This is a genomic window from uncultured Arcticibacterium sp., from assembly GCF_964021845.1.
Taxonomy (GTDB): Bacteria; Bacteroidota; Bacteroidia; order Cytophagales; family Spirosomataceae; genus Arcticibacterium.
In genome coordinates, this window is sequence record NZ_CAXHZC010000004.1 from 36,788 (window position 1) to 60,138 (window position 23,351).

The following is a 23,351-nucleotide window of genomic DNA, read 5'->3' on the forward strand; positions in this document are numbered from 1 at the left end:
TGGTTATAGATTATAAAGGCCTGTCAATCTTAGTAACAGTAGTTTTAATGTCGCAGTTCGACATGCCTTCAATACCAAAACGTTTATCACTCAAAAAATGGGACATCTTTGGGAGCATATTTTCTCATAGCTTCCTGATTTATCTCTACGCCTATACCCGGAACATCTCTAACACGAATAAATCCGTTTTCAACGGCTTCGCCTTCAAATGTCACTATCTCTCGATACATGGGGTTTTTATGGAAATAGATCTGCCACTCCATTATCATAAAATTAGGTACCGAGGCACATACATGAGCAGATGCCATAGCTCCTAAATAGGATGCTACCATGTGCGGAGCAAAAGGAACATAATAAAGGTTTGCCAAGTTGGCAATACGCTGAGCCTCACCCAGTCCGCCGCATTTCTGTAGGTCTGGCATAATAATATCTACTGCACCATCTTCTAATAATGGGCGGAAACCATGAGCTAAATAGTGATTTTCCCCCGCACAAATAGGCGTGGAGGTAGACGCCGTTATTTTTTTATAGGCATCTGAGTTTTCTGCCGCTATTGGCTCTTCTAACCACATTAGGTTCAATGGCTCTAACATTTTAGCTACTCGCTCACCTGTTATGGCATCATATCTTCCGTGCATATCAGCACAGATGTCGATATTAGGGCCGACAGCGGCTCTTGTGGCAGCCATTTGGTCATACATTCTTTGAAGTTCGGCAGGACTAGCCGTCCAATTGAACTTGTCGTATTTATTAGGGTCGTTCGCTTGGTCTAGGTCAAATTTGACTGCCGTAAATCCCATGTCCACAGCCTCTTTGGCAGCTTCTGCAAAGTCTTCAGGCTTTGGTAGTCTGTTTTGGTAAAGAGCGGTATCCATGTAAACTCTTACAGAGTCTCTAAACTTTCCTCCTAAAAGTTGATAGACCGGTAGACCAAGAGCTTTACCAGCTAAATCCCATAAGGCAGTTTCTACGGCCGTTAAAACAGCTACATACATTCCAGCCTGTGCTCCCTCAAAGAATCCTGATTTTCTTATAGTTTCAAAAAGCTTGTTGACATTTAATGGGTTTTGTCCTTTAATTCTCTCACCCATTATTTTTACCAAATGGTAGGTACCAGGAGTGGCATCTACACCTTCTCCATGACCTACAATATCTTGGTTACTATATATTTTGACAAATAGGCTATGCCCACCTCTTATATAACCACATTTTATATCAGTGATTTTCAGGTCAGAAGGCATTGAACTTTTGGGTGTTCGGTCTATGGCCGTTTCATATTCTCTTGCGAAATTTAAAAGTGGTGCTGCTGTAAGTGCCGATGTTATGGCGGCTTTGTTTAAAAATGATCTCCGTTTCATTTTATTATAGTTTAGGGTTGAATTATTCTATTTGAGAAGGTAGAGTGTAGTTTAATGGCTCTCTTTTTTCAAAAGGAGTCCAATTAACTGTATAAGATATGATGAAAAATCACCAAGTCCTTTTGTTTAAAATTTCTTGAATTTGTTCTCTGGACACGGGTAAATTATCAATATGCTCATTTAGCCAGCCAGAAAAATCTTTTTCAATGACATCAGACCATCGCATATCTATTTCACCTGGTGTATATTTTTGTTCACGCAGTTTCTCATGTCCAAACATATCTCTCAAACGAACTACTTCAGAAACCTTAACCACTTCTTCGGCTAGGTGAGGGGGGATAAACACCACGCCGCCATCTCTTCCTAAAACTATATCGCCGGGCATACAGGTGGTATTGCCTATTCTAGTTGGATGATTTATTCCTACTAAAGTGGTGTTTAGGGCTTTTTCTGCATTATTTAAATGATGAGAGGGATGATAACTTCTAAAGAAAGATGTGAAGCCACCTATTTCTTTCAAACCACCGATGTCTCTTATAGCACCGTCATAAACTATTCCGTTTCCGCTTTTGGCATAAATGGAGTTGCCAAGGTTATCTCCAATGGTAGGGCCATCTTTATAGGCACCAAACTGGTCTGCTACGTAAACGTCACCTTTTTGTAATAAGTCAATCGGCCATGAATTTTGCGACTGTACACGCCCATCTTTATTGTGGCCTTTGTCATCTATCGCTTTTTGGATGTCTGGTCTTCCGGGCATAAAAGTGGCCGTTAAGGCTCGACCTACCATGACAGAATCTGGGTTTATTAACTGCCAATTACCTTCAAACTGTTGTTTATAATTATGATTACGCAGTACAGCCCAAGCCTCTTCTAATGTTACCAGTTTCATTCGGTTCAATATGTCATCCGAAACTTTGGGACGGCCGTCGTCAAATCGTTCTCCTTTCCATTCTCTGGTGAGGAGAAGCATATAGTCTTCCGAGATTTGCTGAGATAGCCCAATTTTAGGGCAGAGCATAATGGCTCCAAGGCATAGGAATGCCAAATAGTTTATTTTTTTCATATAGGGTTCTTTGAATTCCTTTACAATTTAAACAATTCATAAAGAATCAGCATGCTATGATTTAAGATAATACTTGTCAAATAGACAATTATAACTTTTGTGACAGACACAAGACTATATTTCGACTTTGAGAACTTAGTTAATCGATTTAGCTATATAAGCTTCTTCATCAATCAAGGCAGACTCAAAGAGGTAAGATTTTAGAAGTGGGGCGTCTATTTCTGAAAGGCTTAAGAATTTCTTGGTATAAATTTGTTTTCTAGTGCCTTTGTCTAAATAGTTAAGCAAATTATTCAATTGGAATATAGAGCAAAACTATGAGATAGTTGTGGTCTGATTAATATGGTTCCATGTGTTACTTATTCTAAGAAAAGTAATTATTTTTGAAAAGAATAGACTACTAATTTATACAACTTAGATTCACCCCTATGCGGAATACGTTTTTAATTTTATGCTTTCTTAGCACTATAAATTTATTTGGCCAAAAAATAGAAAAGTCTAAACTGAGCATTGCAAGTGAGTGTAGCCAGACAGAGTATGTTTGTAATTTAGTTACGAATAACGCAAATCTTGGCGATGCTTTTTCAAGTAGTTCGTTTGAGGCTATTGTTAATAATTCGGTTTGCTTGGATGGAAGTGTGTACACTAATTATGGGTGTTTGGGCTCTTCTGAAAATCAGTCATGGTTTATTTTAGAAATAACATCTGGTGGGAATTTAGACTTTTCAATAAGTTCTTCAACAAGTCGTGATATTGATGGTGCGATATGGGGTGGCTTAAATAGCGATTACTCAAATGTCTGTTCACTTTTAAGTAATAATCCAGTTGCTTGTGATTATTCTGCTTCAAGTACAGTTTCTATGGCTTTAGCAAATACACTTGTTGGACAGAAGTTTTTATTACTTGTGGCTAATTTTTCTAACTCGGCACTCTCTTTTTCTTTAAATCAACCTCAAGGGGGAAGTATTATTTATAAAGAGATTCAACCCATTGAGCCAGTTAACGTGGTTCCGCAAGGCTCTCCATTAGTAGGCTGTTATTCTTTCAATAACAGCTATCGCGATAGCATAAGTCAAACTGATGGAGTAGAAATTGGTAGCCTTAGCTTTACTAATGATCGTTTTGGTCAACAGAATTCTTCTCTGAGATTAAATGGAAACAGTGCAGTTTCATTGAATACAGAAAGGCTTTTAAATACAAGTTACACGTTTTCTTGTTGGTTTAAAATGAATGAATTACCCACCTATAATTCTCTTTCTACACTTATTTCAGTAGGTGGTAATTGGGCCCCTGACCAAATTTTAGCTCTTAATAATAATTATTATATATACGATACGCCAAACCCAGTTGACCCATTTTTTAGTTCATATTTTCAAACTGGGGTTGAACCTTCAATAGATAGGCCTGAGTATGATATAAGACTAGAACGATGGTATCATTATGCGGGTGTTAGATCAACTGATTCATTGAAAACTTATATTGATGGGCAGTTAATTTCTCAGATTTTTTCAGGGAAAGCCGCCACGTATGGGAGTAATGTTGCCAAAGTAGGTTCAAGGACGGGGGGAGCAAATCATTACTTTAAAGGCGATGTAGATGATGTGCTTTTCTTTAATAGAGCTCTTTCAAATGACGAAGTATCATCACTCTATAATATTAATAACTGCCAGTTTATTGAAAATCCTTGTTCTTTCGCTATTAGTGTTAACGAAAATTTAAATATCGATGCTTACAGGCAGGCGTCATTATTTCTAGAATCTGGTTTGCCAAATGAAATTGGTGCCAATGGAATTGTTGAATACTCGGCAGGTCGGAGTATTAGGTTAAATCCTGGGTTTAATGTTGAAAGTGGTGGTGTTTTTAGAACTAATATAGGTGGATGTAGGTAACTAAAAAGTTGAAGAAGGAGTTCTTAGCAAACTATATTTTTCAGCTTCTTATTTTGATAAGCTTCTTCATCAATCAAAGCAGACTCAAAGAGGTAAGATTTCAGAAGTGGGGCGTCTATTTCTGAAAGGCTTAGGAATTTCTTGGTATAAATTTGTTTTCTAGTGCCTTTGTCTAAATAGTCAGTCTCATCTAAAAGTAAACTGCCGTAAGCAAAACCAAAGCTAACACCTTCATACGTTTTCTTTCCCCAAGACACGGAGCCTGGCCAAATATGACACACATTTTTTCGGAGAAAATAAAAAGGGACATTGAAAGATAGTTTTTCTTTGACCTGTGGTAAAGTGTCTAAAACTAATGCCCTTAAAAATTCGGTGATTTTGCGTTCTTCTTTTGGTAAAGAATCTAACATCTCATCTATATCTCTGAATTTGTATGGCTGCATTTTCATAGAGCAAGCTTAGTGAATTAATCTAAGATTGGTAAATATGCCTCCGAAATACTAATCAATTTAGCCACCAAATGGCAGCATTTAGGCAGCTGGCAAAAGAAACCCAAAGGAGGTATGGGATTTGAAGATTTCCTGCTGTTTTATTGACCTTTCTAAAAAAGGCTATCATCATTACTATGGCTATCCAGAGAATAGATATTTCGATTAAAGCTATTCCTGGGCTTTCAAAATAGAAAAACAGGAAACTCCATAAGAAATTAAGAGCAAGCTGTATTCCAAAAATATTTAATGCATTTTTTCTGCTTTCACTTTTTGGGCTTTGCCAAATCAGATAAAGACCTACACCCATAATGGCATATAAAGTGGTCCATACAGGTGCGAAAATCCAGTTTGGCGGATTAAAGAAAGGTTTGTTTATGGTACTGTACCAAGATTCAATACCTGTAACCGTAGCAAAACCTGAAATACCACCTACAGCCAGCGGAATAGCAAGACAAACCAGAAATGTTAATATTTTTTTCATGCTTTAATATCGGTTTTAGAATAATGTTGAGTCTGTGAGTGTTTTTGAATCGATTTAAGATACGAAAGTAGATTGAAATAGTATTCGTACTTAGTGCTAAAAGACTTAAGATTTTAATTTTAAGACCTACCTTTGTGCACGCATGAAAAAAGACATTCCTCACATCGCACTAGCACCTAGCAAAAAGTTGTATTTCGCTTCTGATTTTCATTTAGGAGCACCTAACCATGCAGACAGTTTGGTGCGTGAAAAGCGTATTATAACATGGCTCGACCATATTAAAACAGATGCTCAAGAGATATTTCTGGTGGGCGATTTATTTGACTTCTGGTTTGAATATAAAGAGGTAGTGCCAAAGGGCTATGTAAGGTTTTTGGGTAAGCTGGCCGAACTAGTAGATGCTGGAATAACTGTAAAGATATTTACAGGAAATCATGACCTCTGGATGGCAGACTATTTTGAAAAGGAGATAGGCACGGAGGTAATTCATGCTCCTATTGACTTTACCTGCCATGAAAAGACCTTCTATGTAGGTCATGGAGATGGCCTAGGACCAGGAGATAAGGCCTATAAATTCCTTAAAGCCTCCCTTTTTAATAATCCTCTTTTTATCTTTTTATTTGGTAGAATCATGCATCCAAATTTGGGTATGACTCTAGGAAACCTTTGGTCGCTTAATTCCTGGAAAAAGAACAGAGCGGAGGATGTTGTTTTTGAAGAAATTGACCTTGAAAAAGAATTTCTTTATCAATATATCATGGAGATGGAAAAATCTGGAAACCATCATGATTTCTATATTTTTGGTCACAGGCACATTGCATTAGACCAGCAGCTTAACGAGCAAACTAAATATGTTAATTTGGGTGACTGGATACGTTTTGATTCTTACGGAGTTTTTGATGGTGTAAACCTAGAGCTAAAGCGATTTAATAAGTCGTAATATTCTACATAAAGTGTTGATTTTATTCTACAGTTTTTGGTTGCCTTTTTTGTGTGTGCTGGTAGTTTGCTGACTAATAGCTATTTATTTTCTTTTAGAAGTTTGGAATACTTATTTAAACCCTCAAGGTAGAAATGATTATTTGGACAAACTTAATGTGAAAAAGAAAATGAAAAAGTTAAAATTACTAATTGTACCCCTATTGATGGCGGGTGTATTTACCTCATGTGTAAGTAAAAAGAAATATGTGGATAGCCAATCAAAGTGGAAAACCGCCAGTGAAAACTTACTAGAGTGTAACGATGATTTGATTTCTGCTAGTCAAGATATAGCGAAATTAAAAGCTGATTTAGCTGCGGCAGAAATGGAGGTAGGTAATGTTACAAAATACAGGCAGGAACAAATTCAAAATTTAAAAGAGCAAATTACAGATTTACAGAAAAACAGAGACCAGCAAGTAATGCAAGTAGAAGGTCTTACGGTGCTTTCCCAAGCGGCCAGTAATAATGTAGACAAAACGCTAACCCAGTTAGGGGAAAAAGATAGATACATTAACTTATTACAAGCAGCTAGAAATAAAGTAGATTCTATAAATCTAGCTTTGGCGGTTAATTTGAAAAGCAGCATAGGCCTAGATTTGGATGATAAAGATGTTGACATTAAAGTAGACAAAACAGTGGTCATGATTAACCTATCAGATGCCATGATGTATAATTCTGGTAGCTTTAACTTAACGCCAAGAGCTAAAGAAGTTTTAGGTAAGATATCTAAAATTATTAAATCAAGACCTGAGTTAGAAGTGATGGTGGAGGGTTATACTGATAATCAACCAATAAATAATGCAGTAGCTCAAGATAACTGGGAGCTGAGTGTGAAAAGATCAACCTCTGTAATTAGAGTGCTTCAAGATACTTATGGCGTAGACCCTAACAGATTAATAGCAGCTGGTAGAGGTGAGTATAACACCATGGTACCTAATAACAGCACTGCCAATATGGCCATGAACAGACGAACAAGAATTATATTAATGCCGAAACTTAATCAATTCTATGACTTATTAAACCCAGACATGGTTTCTAAGTAATAGCTTGAATTTTTTTTAAACCGCATTATGAGTAATCATGATGCGGTTTTTTTTATGTTAACTTATTAATTATAAGTGTTTTTTGCAGAATTTGGAAGGCGAATCATTTACAGTTTTAAACTCAAAAATATTGTAGAGATTTGTATCGCAATATTGTATCAAATTTGGAGTTAGTTTGATGCTTAAACCAATGAGATATGAATGAAATTACTACCCTTTTATTGGAAGATGACAAAACACTGGTAAAGGAGGTAAAAAGTTTTTTGAACTCTAGGAATATAAAATGTGATGTGGTTTTTGACGGAGAAGTCCTTTTCAGACAGATTCGTCAGAACTCTTATGACGTGCTGCTGCTGGATATTAATGTGCCTTTATTAAACGGTTTGGAGGTTTGTAAAAGGTTAAGAAAAGAAGGTGTAACCACTCCGGTGATTATGTTGACAGCCTATGGCGATATCCAAGATAAAAAGGATGCATTCAATGTTGGTGCAGATGATTACCTAGTAAAACCTTTTCATTTCGAGGAGCTATTGCTCCGCATCAATTCTATTCTGAGAAGAGGGAATCCTGAAAAAGCCCAAGTAGAATTACTCACCGTGGGAGATTTAGAAATAAACCAAACGGATATGGTAGTGAAAAGAGGGAGTGTCACCATAGAACTCACTAAAAAGGAATATCAGTTGCTCGTATTTTTAACCAAGGCAAAAGGCCGCGTGGTTTCCAAGCAGACTATTGCAGAGCAAATCTGGGACATACATTTTGAGACTAGTCTTAATACCATTGAGGTTTATATAAACTTCCTTCGGAACAAAATTGACAAAGGTTTTTCTCAAAAGCTGATTCACACCAAACCTGGTTTTGGATATTACCTAACCGCAGAAGAGTCATGACGCTAAGAAGAAGGATTTCAGTAGGCGTGGCTTCTGTTTTTTCAGCATTTTTGGCTTTGGCTTGTATTCTTATTTATAGTACATCAGCTCAATACCGTAAAACCGAATTTATTGATAGGCTTCAAGACAAAGCTCTAACTACTGCAAAGCTCTTAATAGAGGTAAAAGAGGTTGATAAGCAACTCCTAAAACTTATAGACCAAAACACTATTTATAAACTTTTGGATGAAAAGACGATAGTCTTTGACGACACCTCAAATCTTATTTACAGCAGCCTAGACGATGCCAAAATTCAGTGGAATCAAAACGACCTTGACTTATTAAAAGAGAAGGGCTTTTTCTACAGAAATGATAATGATAAAGAGGTGGTGGGTATGTTTTATAATTTTGAGCAGCGAGACTACTTTGTGATAACATCAGCGAGCGATAAATATGGTCGTCGCAAGCTCTCTTATTTGCTCTATATTTTGCTGGTGACGTTCTTTGCAGGAAGTATTTTAGTTTGGATTTCCACACTTTTTCTTATCAAAAATTTACTCCTTCCCTTAGAGAATTTTAAGGCTCAAATAGTCAATATTTCTGCCAATAAACTTAATCATCGTATTACTGGCAATAAAAGAAATGACGAAATAGAAACCCTTGCAAACTCTTTCAACAGCATGATAGAGCGAATAGATGGTGCTTTTGAGTCGCAAAAGGAATTTACTGCGAATGCATCTCATGAGCTTAAAACACCTCTGACTCGCATAGCATTTCAGTTAGAAGGCATGATGCAAAATTACCAGCATCCGCCAGAAGTATTTACCTACCTAAAAAACATCAAAAACGAAGTACATCAAATGTCAGATTTGATTAATACGCTTTTGTTGCTATCTCGTTTAGAGAAACAGGAAAAAGGAAAGGATTTTGAAAAAGTAAGGGTAGATGAGTTGATTTTTGCGGCTTATGAAGAAATGAAAAAGCTAGACCCACTTTATGATATGAAGTTTGAAATAGTAGAAACCGAAGGAGGGGAGTACCACATGGAAGTTATGGGAATAAAGCCGCTGCTTCAAATAGCTGTTAATAACCTTGTGAAAAATGCTTTCTTATATGCCTCAGATAATGCCATTCAGGTTAAGATTATTTCAGGTGATGCTACCCTTAAAGTTTTGATTGAAAATAATGGACAAACCATCTCTAAAGGAGAGCAAATGAGGCTTTTTAGCTCATTTATGAGAGGGAGCAATGCCGCCAAAGTGAATGGCTATGGTTTAGGCTTGAGAATTACAAAACGTATTCTTCAATTTCATGAGGCCGACCTCGCCTATGAATCGCCATCATCTCTTTTGAACCGTTTCAGAATCGGTTTCAAAATTTAAGTTTCTTTTAAGCCCCACTTAAGTTTTAATAAAGAATTCCGCAGTTATTTTGTTTCGTCAAAGGGAAAGTAAAGCGTTTCCCTTTTGATTTTCATAAACAATCAAAATCAAAAAAAGAAAATGAAAAGCTTAAAATGGATATTGGTTTCGATCTTATTTGCCGGAACTTTTGTTTCATGTGTTAGTAAGAAAAAGTATGCAGACATGCAGTCAAAATACAAAACCTCAGACGCTAGTTTGATAAAATGTAGTGATGATTTATTGACCGCAAAGCAAGATAATCAGAAGCTGAGGAGCGACCTAGATGCCGCTAATATGACGGTTTCAAATACATCAAAACTTAGAGATGACCAGTTAAAAGATTTAAGAAATCAAATATCTGACTTACAGAAAAATAGAGACCAGCAGGTAATGCAAGTAGAAGGTTTGACGGTGCTTTCAAGAGCGGCGAATAGCAACATTGAAAAAACGCTAAACCAAATGAGTGATAAAGATAAGTATATCAGATTACTGTATGCAGCTAGAACCAAAACAGACTCCATAAACTTGGCTTTAGCCGTAAATCTAAAAAGCAGCATTGGCTTAGACCTAAATGATAAAGATATTGATATCAAAGTAGATAAAACGGTGGTTATGATTAACCTTTCTGATGCCATGATGTACAGCTCAGGAAGCTATAAACTTACACCAAGAGCAAACGAGGTTTTAGGTAAAATAGCGAAAGTGATTAAAGCCAGACCAGACCTAGAGGTTATGGTGGAGGGTTATACGGACAATAAGCCTATCTCTGGTAGCATTGAAGATAACTGGGAGCTAAGTACTAAGCGTTCCACGGCGGTAATTCGTGTATTGCAAGGGAAGCATAACATAGACCCAAACAGGCTAATAGCTGCCGGAAGGGGCGAATACAATACTTTAGTGCCTAATAACACTTCTGAGAATATGGCTTTAAACAGAAGAACACGCATCATTCTTATGCCAAAATTAGATCAGTTTTATGATTTACTGAATCCTGATTTAGCTAAAAAATAACATCGGAGTTTTGAGATTTGACCTCATCATGGTGCCTGCCGTGGTGAGGTTTTTAGTTTTAACTCTGCTCTATTTCTTCTTTGGCAGAAAAATAACCTTTAACCACAGTGAAAGAAGTAATCACCAAAAAGAAGAGAATAATGTAATGCACATAGTCTATTATCCATGGGAAATGAACACCGAAATAATAACCACCACCCACTAAAACCACCACCCAGATGGCTCCGCCTAAAATATTATAAATCCAGAAACGAATAATTTTCATTTTAACCAAACCAGCCATAATAGGAGCAAAGGTGCGGACGATAGGCAAAAACCTCGCAATAATGAGCGTACGGCTGCCATACTTTTCAAAATAACGTTTGGTCTTTTTGATGTGTTTTTTCTTAAAAAACAGGTTCTCTTTTTTATTTTCTAGGGCTTCGCCAAAATAATAGCCAGAAATATAGCCCGTAAAGGAGCCAAGAACGGCTGCTGCAAAAACAGAAATAAGCAATAAGAAGATATTTACCTTTAAAATGACTAAACCACAGAACACGCCTGATAAAAATAGGAGGTAGTCGCCAGGTAAAAAGAAGCCAAAAAACAGTCCATTTTCTATATAAACTATCAAGACAACCGCTATCAATCCCCCTGTCTGAATGATTTCTTCAGAATTAGTGAGGTATTGGAAAAAGTCAGCGATTTGCTCCATTTCTAAGGGGTATACCGTAAAATTAAAGCTTATGAGAATAAATGAAAATGCTTTTGGTCATTTTAAATATCTTTTTATAAAAACTTCACATTTCCTTAGCTTTCAATTTCAGAAAGCTCTAACCATCTGAGTTCTTTTTCTTCTAATTCATTTTTGATTTCTTCTAGTTCTTGGCCTAGAGCACCTAACTTTTCAAAATCAGTTTCGCCGCCGTTCATAAGGTCAAACACCTCCGTTTTTCGTTTTTCCAATTTTTGCATGGCTTTTTCAATGTCCTCAAACTCCTTTTTCTCCTTAAAGCTCATTTTCTTTTTGTTGGGAGATGGAGCCTTTGGGGCTTCTACCACTACTTCAGGAGCTTTGTCTTTTTTCTCAGAAAGAGCTTCTTTTTCTTCCTCGTCTTTCCAGTTTCTGTATTCTGTGTAGTTCCCAGGGAAATCTTTGATATAGCCTTTTCCCTCAAAAGCAAAAACGTGGTCAATGATTTTATCCATGAAGTACCTATCGTGAGACACCACTAGTAGGCAGCCGCCAAAACCTTCTAAAAATTCTTCTAAAACATTAAGCGTGTCAATATCCAAATCATTTGTAGGCTCATCCAGAATCAAGAAGTTTGGGCTTTGCACCAATACTTTCATTAGCTGTAAACGCCTTTTCTCACCTCCAGAAAGCTTGTAAATAGGATTGTATTGCACCTTTGGTGGAAATAAAAACATGGTCAAAAACGCCGAGATAGATAATTCTCTACCATCGCCAAGTTTAACAAACTCTGCATATTCTCTAATGGCGTCAATCACCTTTTGGTCTTCGCTAAAATCTAAACCACCCTGCGAGTAATAACCAATTTTTATGGTTTCACCTTTTATCACCGAACCGCTGTCAGGTTTGGTAATGCCCATGATGATGTCCAGCATGGTGGTTTTACCCATCCCGTTTTTCCCTACAATCCCGATTTTGTCACCACGCTTAAAGACATAATTGAAGTGGTCTATAAAAGTGGTGCCATTATAAGCCTTGCTGATATCATGTATCTCAATGATTTTCTTGCCCATTCTTTCCGTACGGACATTCAGTTCTACCTTATCATCTTTTTTAAATCCTGCAGCTGTCTTCTCCTTTAAGTCATTAAAGGCATCTATCCTATATTGTGCTTTGGTGGTTCTGGCTTTAGGCTGTCTACGCATCCATTCCAACTCCTTCTTTAGGAGCTGTTGGTTTTTCTCATGCACCACAGCATCATTAGCTTCGCGAGCGGCTTTTTTCTCTAAGAAATAGGCATAGTTGCCCGTGAATTTATGAATTTGATTATTGTTCAATTCCATGATTCTGTTGGCCACTTTGTCTAAGAAATACCTATCATGCGTTACCAGAAATAAAGTAGTATTAGACGTAGATAAGAAACCTTCAAGCCACTCAATACTCTGTAAGTCTAGGTGGTTGGTAGGCTCATCTAAGATTAAAAAATCAGGGTTGTCAATTAATACAGCAGCTAATGCCACACGTTTTTTCTGACCACCAGAAAGCTGAGAAATTAGTTTGTCAAAATCATGAATTCCTAGTTTCCCTAATATCTGTTTCACTTTGGCTTCATAATCCCAAGCCTGTAAAGCATCCAATGTTTCTATGGCAGAAGACATTAAATCGACGTCATTATTAACCATAGAAAGTTCGTAATTTTTTATGGCTGTAGTAATCTCATTTTCGGCATAGAAAATGGTTTCCATCACAGTAAGTTCGCCTTTCATCTCAGGCTCCTGCGGTAAATAGCCCACTCTGATGTCTTTTCTGACAGATATTTCTCCACCGTCGGTTTCGGTGATGCCTGCCACCATATTTAGTAAAGTGGTTTTACCAGAGCCGTTAGAGCCAATTAAAGCTACTTTTTCACCCTGAAGTATGCCAAAGGTCAAACCTTTAAAAAGCCATTTCTCCCCGAGGTCTCTTCCTATATTTTCTGCCGATAAGTAATTCATGCCGCAAATTTAGCTTAGCTATTATTATTAGCAGCCTGTTAGGTGGTATTTATATGTGGGAGGGGGTATTTGATGTTTTTATTTAGAGTTATTTATCTAGACTTTCCCTCAGCCTAGACCAGTCTATTAGAATTTCTGAACCATACTCACTTTTAAGTTTCTCTTCTAAAAGGGTACAGGTTTTTGAGAAATCATTGATTTTTACATTGCCAAATAGTCTCATGGTTGTTGGGTTACCTTTTTCGTCAAAGCTGGTTTCGAACTCAAAAAAAGCACTACAAATTTTAAGGGCAAATTGTAACTCCCAAATTCGAGGTTTTATGGCAAGATGAATTCCAGAATTTGTCCAATTATATATTTTCAATAGAGACCTAAGTTCGACATTATTTAATTCGAATGCTTCCATGTTTTCTGAAATGAAATTGGCCAAATAGTCATTTTTAAGTCTAATGCCATTTTGGAGTTTAATATTTTTTATTCCAAATATACTTTTGAACTTTATTTCAATAGCTTGTCGTAATAAAAAGATACTATTATTAGAATTCATTATAAAGGTTCTTCCTGAAGGATATGTTTCTGGAATAGGATCCCAAAATGAGTTATTTGCGGCTTTCATGATTTCAAAAGAATGAATATCCTGGCTTCGGTAAGCGTCGAAAAGTATGAATTCTTTATCCTTCGGTCTCCTGAAATATTCGATTATTTCTTTCAAATCATAGAGGTAGTTTATTAGGTGTTTTTTATATAGAATAATCGTGGAGTATTCTATTGAGGTGTTTTCTCCTTGCATTTTTTTGACTAACTCATTGAAAGATTTGACGGCAAGATGAAATTGAGCTTTCATATGCTGGTGATACTCCTTTTCTGTGAAAAAAGTTTTTTGATTAAATAGGCGTTCTATTAAATGTGTATCTGTAAAATTTTTATTGACGTAACTTTCGTGTTCAGATTTTAAAAAAGCTATAACTTTTTGTAATGCAAAGGTTAATTGGATGGGATTCTTAAGTCTGGGGTCAGGGATTCCCAAGTGTGAAAGTTTGTAATAGAGCAACCCCATATATTCGTAGTTTTTATAGCTTCTCATGAAATAGAATTGACTCTTAATTAATTGATTTATAGATTGAAAATAGGCATTAATTTGGACCTAAGCATAGTTTCAGTCTCTGAAATCAGGAATGAAGATTTAAACTTTTTTGAAAGTATTCAAAACGGTTTACCCAAACCCCAAAAAAACAAGCAATCTTTGCCAAAATTGAAAATATGGAGCAAGCGGAGTTTTTAGAAAAACATGTATTTGTGGGTTTAGAAAACCTTAACAACGGAGTTGATGAGAGTGGCAATCATTATTTCTCTCAAGCTGATTTTGAAAAGGTATTAGAACGTGTAGAGTATTTTGGTATAGGCGTATATAAAATTAATACCATTCATAATGGTGAGGCTTTCGGGGAGTCAGAACATGAGAAGTTCAAAAAGAAAGCCACAGACCCAAAATGGTATAACAAAGCCTTCTTAACTTTTACACATCGTCAAGAAGGATTGCTTTATGCAGCTTCTTATAAGGTTTCGGGTAAGCTTTTAGCCAGATATTCTGCAGATAAGAACGAAGAGGAGGTTTAGCTAAACCTCCTTCACTATTTCTGCTCTTCTTAAAACTTTCGGTATACCGAATGCATCCACATAACTGGCGGCGAGAGGTCTTATTTTCCTAAAAAGACTGTTTTGCACACGCCTTATGGCTTTTGATTTTTCACCTGTCAAGAAGTCATTTTCTAAGAACCAGCCGCTGTCTCTCAAAATAGCGTCAAGGCTGTAAGTTCTTAACATTATTTCCAATGCCTCCCTTTCGGAATCTTTTGGCATAGCCAAAACCTTCGTTTTAAATTCTTTGTAGATATAATGTTCTACTTGAGCTAGAGCGAGCGTAATCATGTGATTTTGCACACGAAGAAATATCTCAGAAGGATGTAATTTTTTTCTAAGAAAGTTTCGCATTCTGTCGGAGAGGGTAAACAGCAATTTCTGCTGTCTAAACTCAAAAGCACTGTCTAGAAAATCATAACTCAGTATATGTTCTGAGTTGGTATTTCTAACCGTTAAGGGATTTAGGTCAGTAACAGAAGTTCCCACTCTTTTAAGTACATGACGAGCCACGGCCATAAATCCGCCATCATTAAATTCTTGTTTAAAGTCTGTAAGGAGTGCTTTTGCCACGAGCTGAAGCAGCACATGGTTATCGCCCTCAAAAGTGGTGAAAATGTCAGTGTCGGCTTTTAAATCTGCAAACTCGTTTTCTGCCAAATAGCCTTTTCCGCCGCAGGCTTCACGGCACTCTTGAATGGTGGCTGTGGCATGCCAAGAAGCATAGCTTTTTAATCCGGCAGCTAGCGTTTCCACTTCTCTTTTGTCGGTGTTTTTGTATTGTTCTATAAATTTATCACGCAGACTTTCCAGTGCAAAACTCAGAGCATAACTCTTAGCAATAAGTGGGAACAAACGCTTTTGATGACTTGGGTAATCTAAAATGAGTGTTTCGGTAGTTTCATTTAAGGAGTCAAATTGCCTTCTTCTCAAGGCATATTTTATAGCGATATCTAGAGCTTTCTTAGCAGCGGTATTAGACCCCAGAGCAATAGAAACTCTTCCGCCCACTAAGGCTCCCAGCATGGTGAAAAACCTTTTAGATTCTTTCTTTATGCTGCTTTGGTAGTTTCCTTCGGCATCAATTCCCCCATATTTATCTAAGAGGTTTTCTACAGGAACTTTGACTTGGTCAAACCAAATTCTGCCATTATCCACGCCATTGAGCCCCATTTTATAACCATTGTCTTTGACGGTTATTCCTGGTAGTTCTTGATGCTTTTCGTCACGCAGTGGTACTAAAACAGCATGAATTCCGTGATTTTGCCCACCTACTTTTAGCTGGGTAAATACAGCGGCCATTTTAGAATGCAGTGCATTACCAATATACTCTTTACCCGCCGTGTGGGTAGGGGAGTGAATGGTGATAGTTTGGTCTTCTGGGTTATAAGTGGCGGTGGTTTCTAAGTCTCTCACATTACTACCATGACCAGTTTCGGTCATCGCAAAACAACCTGCAAGGTCTAAAGAGCCTGTTTTTGCCAAATATTTATCATGGTGCTTTTTAGTGCCTAATTGTAAAACGGCTCCGCCAAAGAGGCCAAACTGTACGCCAAACTTTATCAATAAGCTGATATTTCCTAAGGCCATTGTTTCAAAAACCGCAGAGCTGGCTCCCGGTGAATTCTCCCCACCGTATTCTTCAGGAAATGCTAAGGCTCCAAAACCCTGTTTTGCTAGTTCTTTACATTGGTCTAAAACTAAATTTCTTAAGGCGTCTTTTTCTTTTAAAGCATAAGGCACCTCAAAGTAAGAATCCATGAGGAGTTTTTTTGTTCTGTTTTTATGCTCTGCAAACTTCCCGTCTAAAATGCTTTGTACCTTCCTGCTGTCAAATGCATCGATATCTTCAATCTGGGTTTCGGTCTCAGGTTTGACGGTGGTATAGAATGCAACTTTTGAAAGTTGGTTATCTACGCCAAGAGCGGCCTCAAGTCCTTCTATAGAAGCTTTTACTTTTGGAGAATCCCAAATTTTATTATCCTCAGATTTTGATGTGTTTTTGGCAATGTTAATTCCTAACTGCACCAGAGACAATTTTCTGTCAAGGTCCAGTTTCATGGCACCTGCATTAATGTCTGCCAACCACTCTTTATAAGTTTCTTCAGATGGCGGATTTGCCTGGTCAGTCCATTTCATGAGTTGTTTTTTGTCCGCAAAAGTCAAGAAATCCATAGCGTCAACGTGTTGACGAATGATTTTCATTTCAGAAGGACTAAGTACGGAATCTGCCCAGCCAACATAAAAAAGGGGCAGTAGACTGTTTATTCCTGGGGAGTAATGCATAAGGTTGAGCTTTTTCTTAAATATAGCATAAATATCTATTCCACAATTGACCAGAATGCTGTATTTCTTAAAAATCTCCTAGGTAAAAACGTTAAACAAGTCGCGTTTTCTTCGCCTTGATGGATTAAGTGTTAGGCCATTTTTAAGTGTTAAGCTATCTGGCGAAGTTGATTTGACAAATTCCATATTTACCACATGTTTCTTGCTAATTCTTACAAAGTCTCCATGAGGCTTCAGGAATTCATATACCGTTTTTATGGTACTTGATAAAATTTGTTTTTGACCTAAGGCCATGTAAACCGTGGTATAGTTTATTTCTGCTTCAAGGTGAGTGACTTGGGCGGGAAGTAGGCTGGTGCGTGCTCCTAAATACACAGGTTGTTTTAAATTATTCATAAGCTTTCGTTTTGATAGTATCTGTGTCGATATTGATTTTGTAACCTCATACTCTTTTATTCTTGTCAAAATCCGCATTTTAAAGAGTATGGTACATGAAAATTGATTGTGTATCTTTGTCAATTACAAAGTGAGCCCTATGCCCCTTAAAGAAAGAAATGTGCTTATTGTTCTGTTTGCCTCGCTATTGATTTCTTGCGGAGGTTCTTCTGATTATTTTCCAAAACCAAAAGGCTATAATCGCTTAGATTTGCCTGCACATAAATACGTGCAATTAGAAGAGAAGCATCCTTATACATTTGAGCATAATGTAAATGCCATTGTTGAGCCAGACACCTTTGGTAATGCTGAACCTCACTGGATTATCTTACATTACAAAGACATGATGGCACGTATACAACTTACATATAAACCTTTAAATGGTGATTTAAATAAGTTGTCAAAACATATTGACGACGCTTACAAATTAGCAGGAAAGCATCATGTAAAAGCGGACTCTCAGGTAGAGAAAGTGGTAGAACTTGAGAATGGAAAAAGAGCAGTAGTTATAGAGTTAGAAGGAGAGGTGCCTAGTCATTTTCAGTTTTATGTGACAGATACCTCCCAACACTATTTGCGTGGGGCGGTTTATCTTATAGAGCCTACTTTAAACGACTCTTTAAGACCGCTAGTAAATTATATGAAAGATGACTGTATGCATCTTTTAGAAACCTTAAAATGGACTGAATGATACTATCTACAGAATCCGAGAATTGGCAGGTTGTCCATAAGACAGAAAATGCCATGCAAGCAGAATTGCTCAAAAATGAATTAGAAAACAATGAGATAAAATGTTTCATTGTCAATAAGAAGGATACGATGTACCCTATTTTTGGAGCAAATATTTTATATACCCAGACCAGCGACGAGCACGTAGCTAAGGTTATTATTGAAGCTTTTTTGAATAAGAATGAATCAGAGATTGGATAAGTATTCTAACTTAACACAGCGAATTATAGCTGCGGTAATAGGTGTCGCCATCATTATAACAGGCATATTTTTCTCTGCTTATACTTTTTGGTTGGTGTTTTTATTTCTGTCGATAATGACGCAATACGAGTTTTACAAACTAGTTGGTCTGAACGGGAATTTGCCATTATCCATTTATGGAACCATCTGTGGAACTGTTTTAAACGCTCTCACATTCTTTATAGAAAAAGGAGATTGGCCATTTAAGTTTTATTACTTAATAGTCCCTCTTTTGGCTATAACTTTTTTTATAAAGCTTTATAAAAGGAAAGACCCAAAACCCTTTGAAAATCTGGGCTATACTTTTTTAGGAATTATTTATGTGGCGGTACCTTTTGCTTTGGTAAATGAGGTGGCAATGGAGGCACATCATTATAAGCCTCTTTTGGTTTTGGGTATTTTAGTTATCCTTTGGGTCAACGATAGCGGTGCTTATTTCGTAGGTACTATGATGGGCAAGCGTAAATTGTTTGAACGGATATCACCGAAGAAGACTTGGGAGGGGCTATTTGGCGGAGCAATAAGCTCTTTGATAGCTGCGTTAGTTTTTTCTAAGTATTACAATGTCATAGACCCTTGGAAATGGATTGTTATTGCTGGAATTATAGTGGTAACAGGTACTTTAGGTGATTTGGTTGAATCTCTTTTCAAAAGGAGTATAGCGATTAAAGACTCTGGTAGTTTTATTCCAGGTCATGGTGGCTTCCTTGACAGGTTTGATGGCTTGTTGCTTTCAATGCCTTTTATTCTTACTTTTCTCAAAATATTCGCTTAATGCGTCAACAGAAGACACTCGTATTATTGATTTTAATAACCTTTTTAGTGGTAGGGAAAACCTATGCTCAGGGGGAAAAGAAGTTTGTTACCTTTAGTGGTTTTGTTATCGATGGAGATAACGATGAGCCGCTTCCAGGGGCATATATTGTAAATGACCGTGCTGGTAGGGGGACTTTGACAAATGACAAAGGCTACTTCTTAATCAATGTTTTTCCAGGCGATAGTTTGATTTTTAGCTACCTAGGTTTTAAGAAACAATTTCACATCATTCCTTCTGACGTAAGTTTGTCATATTCGGCTGTAGTGGAGCTTAGGCAGGATGCTACCATGTTAAAAGAAGTTAAAGTTTATCCTTTTAGCACCGAGGAAGAATTCAAATTAGCTTTGATAGAAATGGAACTTCCAGATGCTAGAGAAAGAGCAAACATGGAAGAGAACCTTAGTCGTGAAAACCTGGATAGGGCTTTTGCGATGCAAGGTATGAGTGCTGACGCCAATTATAGATATGCAATGAATCAGCAGCTGATGCATATTCAAAGTAGAGGAACAATCACCACGAATCCTCTTACCAGTCCGTTTGCCTGGGCTAGTTTTATCAAATCAATAAAAGATGGTACGTTTACTAATAAGGCTTGGAAAAAGGGTGATTACATACCAAAAACGGAAGGCTCAAGAGACGCTATAATGCGTGGAAGTAATTAAAGCTGAATTAGTTACTCTTTCCCAAACCAGCTAGCATAGGTTAAATAATTATCGGCAGTTCGCATAAATACTTCACCTGCCTTGTCGGATACATCTTTAAGGTATTTTGCAGGGTTTCCTACCCATATCTGACCAGAGGGAACTCTAGTGTTTGAAGTAACCACAGCACCTGCACCTATTATAGCATTCTTTTCAATCACGGCACCATCCATCACAATGGCTCCCATACCTATCAAAACTTCTTTTTCTACTACGCAACCATGAAGTATGGCGTTGTGGCCAATACTCACATTATCGCCTATTATAGTTTTAGTTTTCTCATATGTACAGTGTATCACCACACCGTCTTGAATATTGACTCTGTTGCCTATTCTAATGCTGTTTACATCACCTCTAACTACGGCATTAAACCAAACGGTACAGTCTTCGCCCATTTCAGTATCGCCCACCACAGTGGCGTTTGGTGCTAGCCAGGTTGATGTTGGAATTTTAGGGCTTATGCCTTTTATTGGAAGAATAGTTGCCATATTATCGGATGTTTTTAATGTAATGAGTGTCTTCTTTTTCGCCTTGCTTTTGAAAGCCGAAGCCGTTTTTAAGAAGAACGTTTATGGAAGCTTGGTTAGAAGAATGGGCTATTCCAATCAAATTGTCGACGTCAGGTAAGCTACTTGCACATACTTCCATGGCCTTAAGCATTTCTGTGGCAAAACCTTTGCCCCAAAACGGAGGAAGAATAGCATAGCCAATTTCTAATTCCTTAGAGGTGAGTGGGGTCATTTTAACATAGCCCACAAATTCTCTGGTTTCTATAGACTCTGCCCTTAGAAAACCTAAATATTGGCTCTCCCGATTGACTGCAAATTGATGTTTGAATCTTTCTTTTGCTTCTTTGAGGCTTAAAGCCGCTCCTGTAATATAGGTCATAACCTCTTCACTTTGAGCCATGACTAATGATTCCGCTTCGTCGTCAGCGTTTATCTGTCTATATGTTAACCTCGCCGAGGTTAGCATTAGAAATGGCGTTCGCCTTTTTCTCTTTTACCTAGCATTACAGCTCCGGTCATGGCTATTAAAAAAAGAATAGAAACTAATTCAAAAGGAAGTAGGTATTTACTATAAAGCAAGGTACCTAAAGTCTCTATAAACCCTGTTTTAACTTGGTATGTAGCTGGGTTGGTTCTAGGAATATCTGTCATTCTAATAGCCGATATAAGAATCAAACTGATGGTACCTGCTACAATGGTAGCGGCTATCATGAGTTTGTTATTATTTAAACCAGGCGTGTTTTCTTCTTTGATATTCAAAAACATAACCACAAAGAGGAATAAAACCATAATGGCTCCAGCATATACAATGATATTTACCACCGCAATAAACTGAGCATTCATCAACACATAATGAGCCGAAAGCGAGAAGAATGTCAAAATAAGATATATGACGCTGTGAATGGCATTTTTTGAGGTTATAGTCCCTAAGGCACCAAAAAGTGTAACTACCGAAATGACATAAAATAGCCACTGCGTCGAAGTCATGTTTTGTAAATTATTTATTAAATCCATTTGACGTCGAAATTAGTAATTAACTGGTTTTTGTTGCTCCCAAAGCTTCTGCATCTCCTCTTTGGTCCATGCGTCACGTTCGTACCTTTCATTCATGTCTTCCACTAGTTGGTCTTTACCATAAATGACTTGGTCACGGCTGGTAAACACAGGTACAAATTTGTCGTGTCTAAGATAAACGGCCTCTTTAGGACATGCTTCTTCACATAATCCACAGAAAATACAGCGAAGCATGTTTACTTCATAAGCAGCTGCGTATTTCTCTTCTCTATAAAGTTTTTCTTCTCCTGGCTCCCTTTCAGCAGCAACCATAGAAATGGCCTCAGCAGGACAAGCTACAGCACATAAACCACAGGCTGTACATCTTTCTCTACCTTCCTCGTCACGCTTTAAGATGTGATGACCTCTAAAAATAGGACCTAAATATCTTTTTTGTTCAGGGTAACGTATAGTTGCTTTCTTAGAAAAGAAATGCTTTAGTGTAATTCCCATTCCTTTTGCGATACCGGGAAGATATGTTCTTTCGGCAAGCGTTAAAGGCTTCTTATCTGTTTTTTTTGCTCTATTAGTAAGTTGCATATTAGATACTTGCTTTATTTTTTGTGAACAAAAATGTATAGGCATAGGCTAAGCCAATAAAAATGGCTAGACCAAGCCAGTTAACTATCAAAGGTTGGCCTGAAAGTTCTGCTGCTGCTGTAATTACCAAATTTACAATTGATAAGGGAATTAAGGCTTTCCAGCCTAAATCCATTAATTGGTCATACCTAAATCTTGGAAGTGTCCACCTTACCCACATAAAGACAAAGATGAAGAAGAAAATCTTTCCAAAGAATACTAGTGTACCCAATAGCGTAGCTAAATTATGACCAGTTGTTTCACCAAATTGACCTATAAGTTGTGAAGAAACCCAGTCCATTCCGAGGTAATTAAAACCACCTAAGAATAGCGTAGCAATGACCGCCGAGGAGATGAACATATTGACATATTCTGAAAAGAGATATAAACCTAACTTCATAGAACCATACTCCGTGTGATATCCTGCTACTAATTCGTTTTCAGATTCTGGAAGGTCAAAAGGTGTTCTGTTACATTCTGCAAAAGAACAGACTAAGAAAATTAAGAAGCCCAAAGGTTGATAGAATATATTCCAGTTTCCACCATGTTGATTTTCTACAATAGTTCTTAACGAGAGCGAGCTTGACATCATCACAATAGCAATGATAGAAACGCCCATGGCGAGTTCATAAGAGATGTTTTGCGAAGCTGCTCTAATGGCTCCGTAAAGTGAATATTTATTATTGGAAGCCCATCCTCCAATTAAAATACCGTATACTCCTAAAGATACCACACCAAAAACCCATAGGATGCCTATGTTAACTTCAATAGCCTGAACAAAAATCTCTTTTCCTTCGTATAAAATGCTATCGCCAAAAGGAATAACCGCACTGGTCATCATGGCAGTTAGCATGGCTAAAGATGGGCCAAAAATAAACAGCCATTTGTCTGCTAGTGTAGGTACAAAATCCTCTTTGAAGAATAGTTTTCCTGCATCTGCCAGTGGCTGTAAGATACCAAAAGGGCCAGCTCTGTCGGGCCCAACCCTATCTTGAATATAGGCGGCTATTACACGCTCAAAGTAGGTTTCATAGGCTGCTATAGTCAAAGAAATAGCAAATATGCCTAGAATAATTAAACCTTTTATAATGATTGCTCCTTCCAT

Annotated in this window: 26 protein-coding genes; 11 read left to right on the top strand and 15 right to left on the bottom strand. The window is 37.3% G+C overall.

The window, feature by feature from the left end:
• Nucleotides 1-86: 86 nt before the first annotated feature.
• From AADJ06_RS12465 to AADJ06_RS12475, 3 genes are all read right to left on the bottom strand, one after another.
• On the bottom strand, nt 87-1,358 hold the full coding sequence (locus AADJ06_RS12465; protein ID WP_341226792.1) for a mandelate racemase/muconate lactonizing enzyme family protein: 1,272 nt from the start codon (nt 1,356-1,358) through the stop codon (nt 87-89).
• A 109-nt stretch (nt 1,359-1,467) separates the two neighbouring features.
• Nucleotides 1,468-2,379: an RraA family protein gene (locus AADJ06_RS12470; protein ID WP_341227200.1), complete on the bottom strand. Its 912-nt coding sequence runs from the start codon at nt 2,377-2,379 to the stop codon at nt 1,468-1,470.
• 180 nt (nt 2,380-2,559) lie between these two features.
• On the bottom strand, nt 2,560-2,712 hold the full coding sequence (locus AADJ06_RS12475; protein ID WP_341226793.1) for a hypothetical protein: 153 nt from the start codon (nt 2,710-2,712) through the stop codon (nt 2,560-2,562).
• Nucleotides 2,713-2,852: 140 nt separating this feature from the next.
• Between AADJ06_RS12475 and AADJ06_RS12480 the strand changes: the two genes are divergently transcribed.
• On the top strand, nt 2,853-4,313 hold the full coding sequence (locus AADJ06_RS12480) for a LamG domain-containing protein (RefSeq protein ID WP_341226794.1): 1,461 nt from the start codon (nt 2,853-2,855) through the stop codon (nt 4,311-4,313).
• A gap of 23 nt (nt 4,314-4,336) precedes the next feature.
• Here AADJ06_RS12480 and AADJ06_RS12485 read toward each other — a convergent pair whose 3' ends face one another.
• Together AADJ06_RS12485 and AADJ06_RS12490 are read right to left on the bottom strand one after the other, a co-directional pair.
• Nucleotides 4,337-4,756 carry a DUF1801 domain-containing protein gene (locus AADJ06_RS12485; RefSeq protein ID WP_341226795.1) on the bottom strand — a complete coding sequence of 140 codons (420 nt, stop codon included), beginning with the start codon at nt 4,754-4,756 and terminating at the stop codon, nt 4,337-4,339.
• Between the two features lie 61 nt (nt 4,757-4,817).
• Nucleotides 4,818-5,285 (bottom strand): TspO/MBR family protein, encoded by a 468-nt coding sequence (locus tag AADJ06_RS12490; RefSeq protein WP_341226796.1) that lies wholly within the window; start codon nt 5,283-5,285, stop codon nt 4,818-4,820.
• A 142-nt stretch (nt 5,286-5,427) separates the two neighbouring features.
• Here AADJ06_RS12490 and AADJ06_RS12495 point away from each other — a divergent pair, with 142 nt between their 5' ends.
• From AADJ06_RS12495 to AADJ06_RS12515, 5 genes are all read left to right on the top strand, one after another.
• Nucleotides 5,428-6,225, top strand: a complete 798-nt coding sequence (locus tag AADJ06_RS12495) for a UDP-2,3-diacylglucosamine diphosphatase (protein WP_341226797.1) — start codon at nt 5,428-5,430, stop codon at nt 6,223-6,225.
• A gap of 169 nt (nt 6,226-6,394) precedes the next feature.
• Nucleotides 6,395-7,309 (top strand): OmpA family protein, encoded by a 915-nt coding sequence (locus AADJ06_RS12500; RefSeq protein WP_341226798.1) that lies wholly within the window; start codon nt 6,395-6,397, stop codon nt 7,307-7,309.
• Nucleotides 7,310-7,506: 197 nt separating this feature from the next.
• Nucleotides 7,507-8,199 (top strand): response regulator transcription factor, encoded by a 693-nt coding sequence (locus AADJ06_RS12505; RefSeq protein ID WP_341226799.1) that lies wholly within the window; start codon nt 7,507-7,509, stop codon nt 8,197-8,199.
• On the top strand, nt 8,196-9,560 hold the full coding sequence (locus AADJ06_RS12510) for a HAMP domain-containing sensor histidine kinase (RefSeq protein ID WP_341226800.1): 1,365 nt from the start codon (nt 8,196-8,198) through the stop codon (nt 9,558-9,560). The genes AADJ06_RS12505 and AADJ06_RS12510 overlap by 4 nt, the downstream gene beginning before the upstream one ends.
• A 120-nt stretch (nt 9,561-9,680) precedes the next feature.
• Nucleotides 9,681-10,592 (top strand): OmpA family protein, encoded by a 912-nt coding sequence (locus AADJ06_RS12515; protein WP_341226801.1) that lies wholly within the window; start codon nt 9,681-9,683, stop codon nt 10,590-10,592.
• Between the two features lie 58 nt (nt 10,593-10,650).
• On the opposite strand, the gene AADJ06_RS12520 is transcribed toward AADJ06_RS12515, so the two are convergent.
• The 3 genes from AADJ06_RS12520 to AADJ06_RS12530 form a co-directional block, all read right to left on the bottom strand.
• Entirely contained in the window at nt 10,651-11,286 is a 636-nt protein-coding gene (locus tag AADJ06_RS12520) for a DedA family protein (protein WP_341226802.1), read from the bottom strand.
• A 95-nt stretch (nt 11,287-11,381) separates the two neighbouring features.
• On the bottom strand, nt 11,382-13,259 hold the full coding sequence (locus AADJ06_RS12525) for an ABC-F family ATP-binding cassette domain-containing protein (protein ID WP_341226803.1): 1,878 nt from the start codon (nt 13,257-13,259) through the stop codon (nt 11,382-11,384).
• A gap of 88 nt (nt 13,260-13,347) precedes the next feature.
• Nucleotides 13,348-14,343, bottom strand: a complete 996-nt coding sequence (locus AADJ06_RS12530) for a hypothetical protein (protein WP_341226804.1) — start codon at nt 14,341-14,343, stop codon at nt 13,348-13,350.
• A 176-nt stretch (nt 14,344-14,519) separates the two neighbouring features.
• Between AADJ06_RS12530 and AADJ06_RS12535 the strand changes: the two genes are divergently transcribed.
• Nucleotides 14,520-14,876, top strand: coding sequence for a hypothetical protein (locus AADJ06_RS12535; RefSeq protein ID WP_341226805.1), 357 nt, complete (start codon nt 14,520-14,522; stop codon nt 14,874-14,876).
• On the opposite strand, the gene AADJ06_RS12540 is transcribed toward AADJ06_RS12535, so the two are convergent.
• On the bottom strand, nt 14,877-17,183 hold the full coding sequence (locus AADJ06_RS12540) for an acyl-CoA dehydrogenase (RefSeq protein WP_341226806.1): 2,307 nt from the start codon (nt 17,181-17,183) through the stop codon (nt 14,877-14,879).
• Between the two features lie 78 nt (nt 17,184-17,261).
• Nucleotides 17,262-17,579, bottom strand: coding sequence for a LytTR family DNA-binding domain-containing protein (locus AADJ06_RS12545; RefSeq protein WP_341226807.1), 318 nt, complete (start codon nt 17,577-17,579; stop codon nt 17,262-17,264).
• Between the two features lie 139 nt (nt 17,580-17,718).
• Between AADJ06_RS12545 and gldD the strand changes: the two genes are divergently transcribed.
• Genes gldD through AADJ06_RS12565 form a run of 4 tightly spaced genes read left to right on the top strand, consistent with a single transcriptional unit; the run spans nt 17,719 to nt 20,066 of the window.
• The gene (gene gldD, locus AADJ06_RS12550; protein ID WP_341226808.1) at nt 17,719-18,309 is read left to right on the top strand and encodes a gliding motility lipoprotein GldD; all 591 of its coding nucleotides are present in this window, start codon (nt 17,719-17,721) and stop codon (nt 18,307-18,309) included.
• Nucleotides 18,306-18,548, top strand: coding sequence for a DUF2007 domain-containing protein (locus tag AADJ06_RS12555; protein WP_341226809.1), 243 nt, complete (start codon nt 18,306-18,308; stop codon nt 18,546-18,548). Before gldD ends, AADJ06_RS12555 begins: the two co-directional genes overlap by 4 nt.
• Complete coding sequence (locus AADJ06_RS12560; RefSeq protein ID WP_341226810.1) at nt 18,529-19,362, top strand: phosphatidate cytidylyltransferase; 834 nt, start codon at nt 18,529-18,531, stop codon at nt 19,360-19,362. Before AADJ06_RS12555 ends, AADJ06_RS12560 begins: the two co-directional genes overlap by 20 nt.
• Complete coding sequence (locus AADJ06_RS12565) at nt 19,362-20,066, top strand: carboxypeptidase-like regulatory domain-containing protein (RefSeq protein WP_341226811.1); 705 nt, start codon at nt 19,362-19,364, stop codon at nt 20,064-20,066. Before AADJ06_RS12560 ends, AADJ06_RS12565 begins: the two co-directional genes overlap by 1 nt.
• A gap of 11 nt (nt 20,067-20,077) precedes the next feature.
• Here AADJ06_RS12565 and AADJ06_RS12570 read toward each other — a convergent pair whose 3' ends face one another.
• The 5 genes from AADJ06_RS12570 to nuoH are packed head-to-tail and all read right to left on the bottom strand — an operon-like array spanning nt 20,078 to nt 23,351.
• Nucleotides 20,078-20,593: a gamma carbonic anhydrase family protein gene (locus tag AADJ06_RS12570; RefSeq protein WP_341226812.1), complete on the bottom strand. Its 516-nt coding sequence runs from the start codon at nt 20,591-20,593 to the stop codon at nt 20,078-20,080.
• Between the two features lies 1 nt (nt 20,594).
• The gene (locus tag AADJ06_RS12575; RefSeq protein WP_341226813.1) at nt 20,595-21,080 is read right to left on the bottom strand and encodes a GNAT family N-acetyltransferase; all 486 of its coding nucleotides are present in this window, start codon (nt 21,078-21,080) and stop codon (nt 20,595-20,597) included.
• Nucleotides 21,080-21,601, bottom strand: a complete 522-nt coding sequence (locus AADJ06_RS12580; protein ID WP_341226814.1) for an NADH-quinone oxidoreductase subunit J — start codon at nt 21,599-21,601, stop codon at nt 21,080-21,082. Before AADJ06_RS12580 ends, AADJ06_RS12575 begins: the two co-directional genes overlap by 1 nt.
• Nucleotides 21,602-21,640: 39 nt before the next feature.
• Nucleotides 21,641-22,207: an NADH-quinone oxidoreductase subunit I gene (locus AADJ06_RS12585; RefSeq protein ID WP_341226815.1), complete on the bottom strand. Its 567-nt coding sequence runs from the start codon at nt 22,205-22,207 to the stop codon at nt 21,641-21,643.
• 1 nt (nt 22,208) lies between these two features.
• Complete coding sequence (gene nuoH, locus AADJ06_RS12590) at nt 22,209-23,351, bottom strand: NADH-quinone oxidoreductase subunit NuoH (RefSeq protein ID WP_341226816.1); 1,143 nt, start codon at nt 23,349-23,351, stop codon at nt 22,209-22,211.